Origin of the sequence: Nostoc sp. NOS(2021) (assembly GCF_017115025.1) — a bacterium.
Classification (GTDB): Bacteria; Cyanobacteriota; Cyanobacteriia; order Cyanobacteriales; family Nostocaceae; genus Nostoc.
The window spans coordinates 29,910-40,543 of sequence record NZ_JABXKM010000129.1; the positions used below are offsets into that span (position 1 = coordinate 29,910).

A 10,634-nucleotide genomic window follows, 5' to 3' on the forward strand; every position below is an offset into this window, starting at 1 on the left:
TCTTACAATAAGTTAAGTAGACAACGACTACGGGCTGAACGTCCTGCAATGATTTGGCATTGGCGACTAACTCTGGTACTCACAGTTCTAGAATATCTTTTAAATAAATACTCAGTCCAGATGATAGGTACTATTGTATTTTGTTGTTCAAATAATCCAACTAGTCTGATTGGTACATCAAAAACTTGGTATTTAGTCAAAGCTGTTAACTGATTAACAGCTTGTTCATAATAAAGAGTGCTATTGGAAGCAGGAAACATCAGAGCCTTTGTCACCAGAATTACCAAATTAGTTCGGTATCCAACAAATTCAGTTTTAGCTTTGAAGAACAATTCTGAGCGCAAAGTGTTATTGAGTAGGAAGGGATAGTTAGAAAACTCAATTTCAATGATAATGCCAGTTTTGGCAAAATCAACCTCTGTACCCAAGAATCTGTAAGGTGCTGGAATAGGTATATTCGATTGCCAACCATCATGAATAAAGGCAGCTTTAATGTATTCGTTCGTACCTACTGGATCGAATATTGCATTACCCTGAATTCCAGCTTGATCTGAAGCCTTGATGTGCAAAGGCATTCTAGTGAGAGTAGTACTAATCTCATGCCATTGGTTCTGGTATTGGGTATTAATGATTGTATCTGCGGCGTTAAAGTCAACATATTGAATAATGATTATTACGTCTCCTTTTGGTATTTCAACAGTTCTTCGATAAAAGCAAGGGGATCTATTTTAAGGACTTGGGCAACTTGTAAAAATTCAATCACGTCAAGACGACGCTCTCCACGTTCATACTTTGATACATAGGATTGCGGAAGCTCTAGCTTTGCCGACAACTCTGCTTGAGTGAGCTTGGCAGCTTTGCGGGCTTCTATAAGTAGTTGGCGAAACCGATTGTACTCTTCGCTGAAAACTGATTTGGGCACTTTAGCTTGCCTTTTTTCTGGCGATGGTTTATTCGATCTCGATGAGAGTTAGTTAGTACATATTGCTGAACTGAGTTAAATTCTAAAACCTAATATGGTATAAAACCAAAATAGGTTTTAGAAAGCTACTACGAAGACACCATGTGCGTAGGCTTTGGCGTAGCCTCTCCAAGAGTTGCCCGTCGTAGACATCGCACTTCGCACAAAGTCGCTGTATGTCTAAATCTGTGGTTTCATTTGAAGGATATCGAATTTTGCAAGATATCTACTTATGATCATGAATGTTGCACCCGCCATTATAGTACTAGGTCAAAATAGCGTCACAGTAGCACGCAAAATAATCAGTGTCCTACCAGGGGCAACACTATACGGTCTAGAGGGTCGCACGTCTGGAGTTGATGTCAGCTTTACTAATTTTGGCGAGACGTTGCGCGAGTTATTTGTCCAGGGAACGCCGTTGATTGGCATTTGTGCCGCCGGTATTTTAATTAGGACGTTAGCTCCGGTACTCTCAGATAAACGACAGGAACCACCAGTGCTAGCTGTGGCTGAAGATGGTAGCGCTGTTGTCCCACTATTGGGCGGACTTGGTGGAGTAAACGATTTGGCACGCCGCATTGCCGAAGCCCTTGATGTCAAACCGGCAATTACGACCACAGGCGATTTACGTTTGGGCACAACGCTGTTGTCTCCTCCCCCCGGATACCATTTAGCAAACCCAGACGATGCGAAGAAATTTATCTCAGATTTGCTAGCCGGGGCGCAAGTCAAACTAGAAGGCATCGCACCTTGGTTGAGCGATCGCAAACTGCCCATAGATCCAAAGGGAGATTTGACCATCAAAATTACCGAACGTTTGGTGACTCCTACAGCCAACTGCCTTGTCTACCACCCAGCAACGATCGCGATCGCAATTAGTAGCATAATTTATGCAGATGAAACAATAGCTTTAGTACAGCAGTTACTAGCTGATGCCGCATTAGAAAGAGCATCAGTCGCCGGGATATTTGCACCCATCATTGCTGCTGCCGATCCCGCAATCCACGCCGTAGCTAGCGCCTTGGGAGTGCCTGCCCGCTTTTTTACCCCAAATCAGCTAGAAAGTCTACTTTCACAAGGTTATAGCCCCGCCCAAGCCGCAGCGATCGCCGCTACAGGCAAATCCCCCGTTACTCCCTCATCTTCCCAGATTGCGATCGCCATTGCCCCTCAACCAATTGACCTCAACATCACAGGTCAGCCACGTGGACGGTTAGCGATTATTGGCACGGGCCCTGGTGGATCGCAGTGGATGTCAAAAGAAGTGAAGGAGATACTCAAGTCGGCAACTGACTTAGTGGGTTACAAAACTTATTTAGATTTAGTCGGTTCTCTGGCTGCTGGCAAGCAACGGCATGAGTCTGACAACCGCGAAGAAGAAGCACGGGCAAAAATGGCCCTTGATTTGGCCGCATCTGGGCGATATGTAGCTGTAGTTTCATCTGGCGACCCCGGTATCTATGCAATGGCAACAGCAGTTTTTGAAGTATGCGATCGCTATGCCAAACCCGAATGGGAAAGTATCGACATTCATGTGGCACCAGGCATTTCAGCCATGCAGGCAGCAGCAGCAGCGATTGGTGCGCCCCTTGGGCATGACTTCTGTGCTATTTCCCTATCTGATATTTTGAAACCTTGGTCTGCGATCGCACAACGAATTACTGCTGCTGCCCAAGCTGATTTTGTCATTGCTTTCTACAATCCTGTTTCCAAAGAGCGGACTTGGCAACTGGCAGAAGCGAGAAATATTTTGCTGCGACATCGAACACCAGATACACCGGTAGTGTTGGCACGGAATCTCGGTAGACCAGGACAGACGGTGAAAGCGATCGCACTTGACCAGTTAGCACCAGCCGCCGCCGATATGCGGACAATTATTCTCGTTGGTTCCACAAAAACCCGAACCATCAAGCGCCGCGATGGTAATATCTGGGTTTATACGCCGCGTCGCTATACCTAACAGTAGGCATAATAAGGGCTGTCAAGAAATAACTTAGGAATGTGGATTACAGCAGTTTTCATCTATTTGAACCACATCTGTCGTAGGGGCACAGCATTGCTGTGCCCCTACTGCGTGGTCTATTTACCTGAAAATAGCTGTAAACACAAGGCAAAACTTCTCTTTTGTTCGGGAGGCAGGATAACTTTTTTAAATCCACTTTTCTAAGCGATCGCACAATAAAGCCCCAGTACTGGGAATTCATTCCTGGGGCTGTTATACTTGACCACTTTTACTTTTTTAATCTAAAAATATTGTAAATACTAAAGTTTCAAAAGACATATATATCTGTGTTTTTCCAAATACAATTGTTGTTTCCCAAGGTTAGTAGCTTTGAAAACGTAGCTCACCAGGTCGGGAACCGCTATATACAACTCAGAGAATAATTTAATGATCACTGTCCATCACTTGAACAACTCCCGTTCTCAGCGTGTGCTCTGGCTGCTGGAGGAACTCGGCATAGAGTACGAAGTCAAGCGCTACGATCGCGACCCGAAAACTATGTTGGCACCGGCGTCCCTGCGCGAGGTACATCCGCTCGGCAAGTCGCCAGTGATTACCGATGGCACTCTCACCCTGGCCGAATCCGGTGCCATCATTGAATATCTGGTCGAACGCTACGGTAATGGACGGCTGATTCCTGCTCCGGGTACGCCGGAGCGGCTGCGCTACACCTACTGGCTGCATTACGCAGAAGGCTCGGCTATGCCTCCGCTGCTGCTGAAGCTTGTCTTCGACCAAATCGAGAAGGGGCCAATACCCTTTTTCGTGCGACCGATCGCTCGGGCCATCGTCAGTCGTGTCAAGAACTCGTTTATTGAACCTCAGATCGCGCAGCACCTAGATTACCAGGAGGCGGAGATCGGAAAAAGCCCGTGGTTCGCTGGTAACGAATTCACCGCAGCTGATATCCAGATGAGTTTTCCCCTGGAGGCGGCTGCCGCGCGAGCCGGACTGGACGCGAGCCGTCCGAAGCTCATGGCCTTCCTGGATCGCATTCACACACGTCCCGCCTACCAGCGCGCGCTGGAGCGCGGCGGTACTTACGAGCTTCTGAGTTAAGCAGAAGGCTCTTATGAACACATTAACTGAACTGTATTGACTCGCCCAAATTTTAACTGCTTTGTCAGAAAAACTCTTGAGGTTCTGGTGTTAAGCAACTGAGTAATTGCTTGACCCGAATTATTTAGCCGATACCAACAAACACTGTTATATCCCCTGATGGCAGACAAGAATGATTAGTGTTGTATCAGTTACAGTTACCAAAACTGCAACGGTGATGAAATTCCAGGCTGCTCAAGACTATTCTAGATGAAGAGTGCTGAGTTTCAAGTGCTGTTAGCTGTAGCAGGGCGTTTAGCTCATGCTGAGTAAGGTTAAAAGACCGCACTGCCTCCACAAGGGGCCTTGCTCATACCTGCGTACATCAGTACTGAGTACTTTTTCCTCGCTCAGGACTCAGCACTGAGTAAGGTAAGTGGAAGCTTCAAATGTCAGCAACCTCGTCTAAAGAGACGGAGCTTCCACGCATCCCACGAGGTTTTGAGCCGATAGACAAATTTAGTGTGAGGATTTAGCCATGTCTTACCCGATTCCGTCCAAAATGTGGCAGCGAGTCAGTATTGTAACACTGCTGTTGTTAATACCGTCAGTAGGAATTGCAGTTTTACGTCAGTGTGCTACGGTTGCGGTTCCAGCCAATCAGACTCCCCCCAGTTCTACCTCAACAACCTCCATTCTACCCAATCACCCTGATTACCAAGCACTCCAGGCATTGGTACAACAGTATAGTTGTGTCGTCTCTGTCCAAAACTTTGGCACTCTTCCGATAACCCGAACTGAGTTTGCCACAGTCTTGAATGCCTGTCTAAAACGGAGTAATGAGCTAATAGCGACTGACCCCAAGCTAGTTACCCAAGCGGATATGAAAACCCTGCAACGCTTGCAGTCTGAATTCGCGCCGGAGTTAGCAACCCTAATAAGTCCGATAGATGAATTGGAAGCTCGTAATGCCATCACTCCTACTCAGACTACCAGAGAACGCACTCCAGCCGAGTCTTACCGAAAGACTCAATCCTTACCCACAGTGATGCCCCCACCTTCTAGTATTCCGTCTGGCTCATCTGTGCAGGATCAACTTGCTAACCGCCCCGCAAGCCCTAAACGCCAAGCTGGTAGCGGTATTGGAAGGGTTGCCCCTGAGCCACAAACAGGTAGCAGATTCAATACAGAAAACTACAACCGGATTGAGGATAATCCCTTTCATCGCGTCGGTAATGATCCTCTTTCCACCTTTTCCATTGATGTAGATACAGCATCCTACAGCAACGTGCGACGGTTTATTACTCAAGGGGAATTACCACCAAAGGATGCAGTGCGAATTGAGGAACTGATTAACTATTTTACCTACAATTATCCCCAACCAAAAGGCGATGCCGACGGCGGGCAGAGCCAACGCCCTTTTTCTGTCACCACTGAAGTTGCTGCTGCTCCCTGGAATTCTCAACATAAGCTGGTACTGGTGGGTTTGCAAGGTAAACGCCTAGAGAGTGAAACTTTACCACCCAGCAACCTAGTATTTCTGATTGATGTCTCCGGTTCTATGGATGACCCCAACAAATTACCCTTGGTGCAACAGTCCCTCAAATTGCTGGTGAATAAACTGCGTCCTGAAGACCGGGTAAGTTTGGTAGTTTACGCTGGGAATGCTGGATTGGTGTTACCTGCTACTCCTGGTAGTCAGAAATCAACAATTCTGGCGGCGATTGACCGCTTGGAGGCTGGAGGCTCCACTGCTGGCGGTCAGGGCATTGAACTCGCCTACAAGATAGCCAAACAAAACTTCCTCAAGTCTGGTAATAATAGAGTAATTTTAGCTACCGATGGAGATTTTAATGTCGGGGTTTCCAGTGATGGCGACCTGACGCGATTAATTGAACAGAAGCGAGATCAGGGAATTTTCCTGACGGTGTTGGGATTTGGCACTGGCAATTATAAAGACTCAAAAATGGAGCAACTGGCTGATAAGGGTAACGGCAACTACGCTTATATCGATACCCTATTGGAAGCCAAAAAGGTTTTAGTTAATGATCTGAGGGGAACTCTGTTTACCATTGCCAAGGATGTGAAAATTCAAGTGGAGTTTAATCCGGCGAAAGTTCAGGCATATCGCTTGATTGGCTACGAAAACCGCCTGCTGCAAAACCAAGATTTCAATGATGACAAGAAAGATGCCGGGGATATTGGGGCTGGTCATTCTGTGACAGCGCTTTATGAAATAATTCCCACTGGTACGAAGAGCGATGTGAAAGTGCCGGAGGTAGACCCCTTGCGGTATCAACGTTCTGGTGAAACTGCTTCTGATACTGCCGGCAATGAGTTGATGCAGGTGAAACTGCGCTATAAACTGCCCCAGGACAGCACCAGTCAACTAATTACCCAAACCATCCCAGATGATGATTTGAGAGCCGACCAGATACCCTCCACAAACCTGAGATTTGCTGCTGCGGTAGCTACCTTTGGGATGCTGCTGCGTGACTCTGAGTATAAGGGGAATGCTAACTATGATTTGGTGATGAAATTAGCAACCCAGGCAATGGGGGAAGACCAGGAGGGCTATCGGGGTGAGTTTATTCGCCTAGTCGAGCAATCTAGGGGGTTGATTACGAGGAAATGATTGAGATGGCAATAGGGTAGGAGAAGGCGTTTTAAAACCCACACCAAAAGAGCGATCGCCTTTGATGTCTGCAATCAAACAGGCGATCGCTCTCCACTGTATCCCATCTTCCACACTTCAAATAGTAAGGGACTTCCAAGAAATAAATTATCCAAAGAAACGTAGACGCGGAGCGGCTTGCCGCAGGCTACCACTCCAGACGCAGAGAACACAGAGAGAAGAGAAATAGAGAGGATTTTTGCGTCAGTTTTGGGATATTTTTTTATTTGTCAGTCCCTTACCTAAGTTGCTAGTTAAGGCAGCTTGCTAACTGATGATTAGCCTGATTTTTCCACTCGCAAACCAAAGTATGTCAAAACAAGCTCAGTTGAGCCACTATTGACAACTTCATGTACTTCTCCCGGTTCGATCGCCACGCAGTTCCCTGGAAGCAGGGGGTATTCTTTACCATCAATGTGAATTACTCCCGAACCAGTTTCCACAAAGAATACTTCACCTTTTTCTTGATTTCGGGATTGTGAGAAACAGACTCTTCTGGCAAGTTTTTTAGAGAAGTGGTAATCATTCTGGTCTTAAATCGTTAGATAATTCCACAATACCCCTAGACCCATCAATCCTGACTCGTTGACCATCTTGCAGGAGCCATGTAGCGCCTCGAACATCCATCACTGCGGGAATCCCATATTCACGAGCCACGATCGCACCGTGAGAAAGCCGTCCACCAACTTCGGCAATTAATCCTCCAGCCCTTAATAACAAAGGTGCCCAGCCGGAATCTGTGTAAGGCACTACCAGAATCGTATCTCGGTCAATCTCCGGTAAGTCTTGTAAATTTCGCAACACCTTCACCCTACCTTCAGCTTGCCCTTGACTGGCTCCAATACCTTGTAATATTTGGTCAGAGTAGAGTGGAGAGGGAGCTAAGGGGTGAGGCGGTGTATTGCCGTAGACTAAAAGGGGTACTAGAATGATCTCGCTATCTTGCAGGAATTGCGATCGCCTCGATTCCACTAACTTATCCAACTGCTCAATTAATCTGGAATCTTCACCCACAATTAGACGCCGCACTTCATCAAAGTTGAGAAAAAAGATATCTCCTGTTTTTTTGAGTAAGCCTGACTTTAACCAAATCTTCTCTAAAGCGACAAAACTCCAACGCAATTCAGCCAAAAGCCGGGAATAAACTTCGGTAACTCGTCCTTTGATATCCACACGCCGTTGCACAAAAGAACGTTTGCGCTTACCAGCAAAGATGCTATTAATCGCGTCTTTAGCGCCTGATTGTGGTTCGTTACCCTGCATTAACTGCACAAACATCTGCTTAATCATCTGGGGATTCTCCCGCCAAGTGGGAACGGAAATATCAGTTCCCACTTCACTTAAATAGCCGTAATCCTGAAGCAATTCGTCAAATTCTTGCAGGATCTTCTCTCCCTCTGGGGTTTGTTTCAACTGCTCAAACACCTGCTGTGGCTCAAACTCAAGCAATACTTGCTTGGCATCTGTAGCTATTGCACTCAGCGATCGCAATGCCGCTATCTCTGGGGTAACGCTGTGATCAATTTGCCCATCCTTCACCCGAAAAATTCCCTGGCGGAGGGCAGCACTCAAGGGAGCTAATATGCTGTAATACGTCCCATGACGCAGCAACTCTAGGGTAAAGTCAATTCTTGCCAACAGCTTGGATGGTTCCAAGTTATCTATATCTGACTGCGCCAACTGCGACAACCCAGGAATGAACCGTTTATGATAATCCCGCTTGAAGTCTTTTTCTAAACTTAATTCTCGCCTCAGCAATTTCCCTAGTCCTGGCAAATTTTCCCAAGTTGACTCCCAAGACGGTTTACTTAATTTAGCTCCTCTAGTTAAAAATTCCAGACTTGACGATGGCAGTCCCATGCGAAGAAAAATATCTCCTATGAGGGATGCATTAAAGTAGGCTCTGGAATAATGCAGAGTTGCTGTTTCGGCGAAATCTAACCCCAAGGCGCGTTCGCTCAAAACTAAAGTAAAAAGTTCTCCCCAAACTCCACAAGTTAAGGGACGATTAATCGACCATGTTAAGGGGTGAATTACTCCGGGAATCACTTCGGCGGCGATTTTGCGTGTCCACATGGGCAGTAGAGTAGTGATCGGTCGAGATTGCAACACCCAGAGTGTTTGACCGTCGTAACTCCACTCGATATCTTGAGGAGTGCCATGATAGCGTTTTTCGAGTCGGTAGGCTAAGTATGCAACTTGCTTGATTAATGCTTGTGGGACTCGTCCTTCACCCTCTAATTGTACAGAGGAAGAATTTTCTGTTTCCAGGATAAAAGCGCGATATTGTTCTGGTGTGACTTTTCCCGAAACGACTTGCGTCGGGCTGCCGGGAAGGGCTTCGATGATGATCGCATCACCTTGCTGAGTAATGGGATCGCGGCTGAAAGCGACACCAGAATATACACTTTGGACTTGTTGTTGAATCAACACAGCCATTGCTGAGTCATTTAAGCCGCGATCGCGCCGATATTGTACAGCAGATGGATGATTGTAGGAAGTTTGAACTAGGGCGATCGCTGACTGCAATGCCTCTGGGCTGGTAACATTTAAAACTGTTTCATACTGCCCAGCAGCGGAAGCCTGTTCTGAGTCTTCTCCAATGGCAGAAGAACGCACCACCAAGGGAGATAATTCTGATGGCTGGAGAAATTCTGTCAACAGTTCCGGATCATCAATCGGGGCCAGTACCCACCCCTTTGGAACTGGATAGCCCCAGCGCTTAATTTGAGATAACGTCGCCGCCTTTTCTCCGACAATAGCAGCATCCAACTCTTCATCTAGAGAAACCATCGCGCGTTGGCGTAGCCCGTCGTAGACATCGCCGCGTAAAAATTCCAACATCGCTTGCGATTCTGTTTGTGCCTCTTGGGCTGGCAAGTCTATATCATCAGGAATTTTTGTATAAATCCAGCCCATTAAACCAGCTAAAGCAACAGCGGCAAGCATTCTGGGGATATCGCTAATGTGCAGAAGTGTCACAAATAGAGGAAAAAGAAGCAAAACCCCAAATTTGACTACCTGTTTGGAGTGCAGAATTGTAAAGATAATCCCTGCAAAGAAAAATACAAATATTGCCACCAGTGGATCATGTACGACAAATCCCCAAACAACATTTGTCGTACCTGCCCCTCTGCCTATCCAGTATCTACCGATTACCAGAGCGATGAGGGCAATTAATTCCCAAGACGATCCATCTGGGAAGAAAATGCGGGTGAGTAAGACTGCTGCAACTCCTTTAAAAGCTTCTGACAAGACTGCCAGAATTCCGACAAACCTACCGCCGTGATAAAAGGCAGCTGATACACTAATGTTTCCTGTACCAACTTGTGATAATTGCTTGCCCGTAAGCGCGTAAGTAATCCATGCAATCAGGGGTAATCCGCCCAAGAGGGGGCAGACAATTAAAATAACTAAGACACCCCAAGGTTCAAACATTCTGAATTTTGGATTTTAGATTTAAATTTTCCATCTAAAACCTCAAATCTAAAATCTAAAGTTTTTCTGAAATTTTTGATGGTTAATAGGGCGTTTTTATTTACTAGTTGCTTAATGGACACTTGGCTACGACGGAAACCGTTTTTGCCAGTGTCCTTGTAGGCGACTAATGGTCTTAGTTTAGCGCATAGGCAGCTTGCAGCGCCCAGATGATCAGAGCAGTGATCGATCCCAGAAGCAACACGGTAGAGATAGTGACTACTTTTGGAGAATCTGCACCCTCAAATTTCATAATTCCGCGATTTAAGTCGGACACAGCTTTGTAATCCTCTTTTGTTGGAGCATGAAACATTTGTCCGTTTTGATTGTAGTCCTTCTATTTACGGATGATGTTAAATTCCTAATATTATTTTGTTTAAGTTTGGCAATTTTTGCATCACCACAATTACTTACTTTTTCAGAACTATTAGTCTTATTTTTACAATGATGGGGAGTGGGGAGCAGGGGAAGCTGGGGAAGAA

8 protein-coding genes and 1 pseudogene are annotated in these 10,634 nt (G+C 46.2%); 3 read left to right on the forward strand and 6 right to left on the reverse strand.

Annotated elements, in window-relative coordinates:
* Nucleotides 1-2: 2 nt before the first annotated feature.
* Entirely contained in the window at nucleotides 3-692 is a 690-nt protein-coding gene (locus tag HWQ41_RS16715; RefSeq protein WP_366931677.1) for a BglII/BstYI family type II restriction endonuclease, read from the reverse strand.
* A complete protein-coding gene (locus HWQ41_RS16720) occupies nucleotides 674-922 on the reverse strand; it encodes a helix-turn-helix transcriptional regulator (protein WP_292764909.1) in 249 nt (82 codons plus the stop codon). Before HWQ41_RS16720 ends, HWQ41_RS16715 begins: the two co-directional genes overlap by 19 nt.
* Before the next feature lie 271 nt (nucleotides 923-1,193).
* Here HWQ41_RS16720 and cobJ point away from each other — a divergent pair, with 271 nt between their 5' ends.
* From cobJ to HWQ41_RS16735, 3 genes are all read left to right on the forward strand, one after another.
* Nucleotides 1,194-2,921, forward strand: coding sequence for a precorrin-3B C(17)-methyltransferase (gene cobJ / locus HWQ41_RS16725; protein ID WP_292764911.1), 1,728 nt, complete (start codon nucleotides 1,194-1,196; stop codon nucleotides 2,919-2,921).
* Between the two features lie 429 nt (nucleotides 2,922-3,350).
* Nucleotides 3,351-4,022, forward strand: a complete 672-nt coding sequence (locus tag HWQ41_RS16730; protein WP_292764913.1) for a glutathione S-transferase — start codon at nucleotides 3,351-3,353, stop codon at nucleotides 4,020-4,022.
* 517 nt (nucleotides 4,023-4,539) lie between these two features.
* Nucleotides 4,540-6,636, forward strand: a complete 2,097-nt coding sequence (locus HWQ41_RS16735) for a VWA domain-containing protein (RefSeq protein ID WP_292764916.1) — start codon at nucleotides 4,540-4,542, stop codon at nucleotides 6,634-6,636.
* Here HWQ41_RS16735 and HWQ41_RS16740 read toward each other — a convergent pair.
* The 4 genes and pseudogenes from HWQ41_RS16740 to HWQ41_RS16755 all read right to left on the reverse strand — a co-directional run bounded on the left by HWQ41_RS16740 (nucleotide 6,598) and on the right by HWQ41_RS16755 (nucleotide 10,465).
* Entirely contained in the window at nucleotides 6,598-6,750 is a 153-nt protein-coding gene (locus HWQ41_RS16740; RefSeq protein ID WP_292764919.1) for a hypothetical protein, read from the reverse strand. The genes HWQ41_RS16735 and HWQ41_RS16740 overlap by 39 nt on opposite strands.
* Nucleotides 6,751-6,953: 203 nt before the next feature.
* Nucleotides 6,954-7,201 (reverse strand): annotated as a pseudogene (locus tag HWQ41_RS16745) (cupin domain-containing protein).
* On the reverse strand, nucleotides 7,198-10,113 hold the full coding sequence (locus HWQ41_RS16750; RefSeq protein ID WP_292764922.1) for a glycerol-3-phosphate acyltransferase: 2,916 nt from the start codon (nucleotides 10,111-10,113) through the stop codon (nucleotides 7,198-7,200). Before HWQ41_RS16750 ends, HWQ41_RS16745 begins: the two are co-directional and overlap by 4 nt.
* 175 nt (nucleotides 10,114-10,288) lie before the next feature.
* Nucleotides 10,289-10,465, reverse strand: coding sequence for a hypothetical protein (locus tag HWQ41_RS16755; RefSeq protein WP_292764925.1), 177 nt, complete (start codon nucleotides 10,463-10,465; stop codon nucleotides 10,289-10,291).
* Nucleotides 10,466-10,634: the final 169 nt, after the last annotated feature.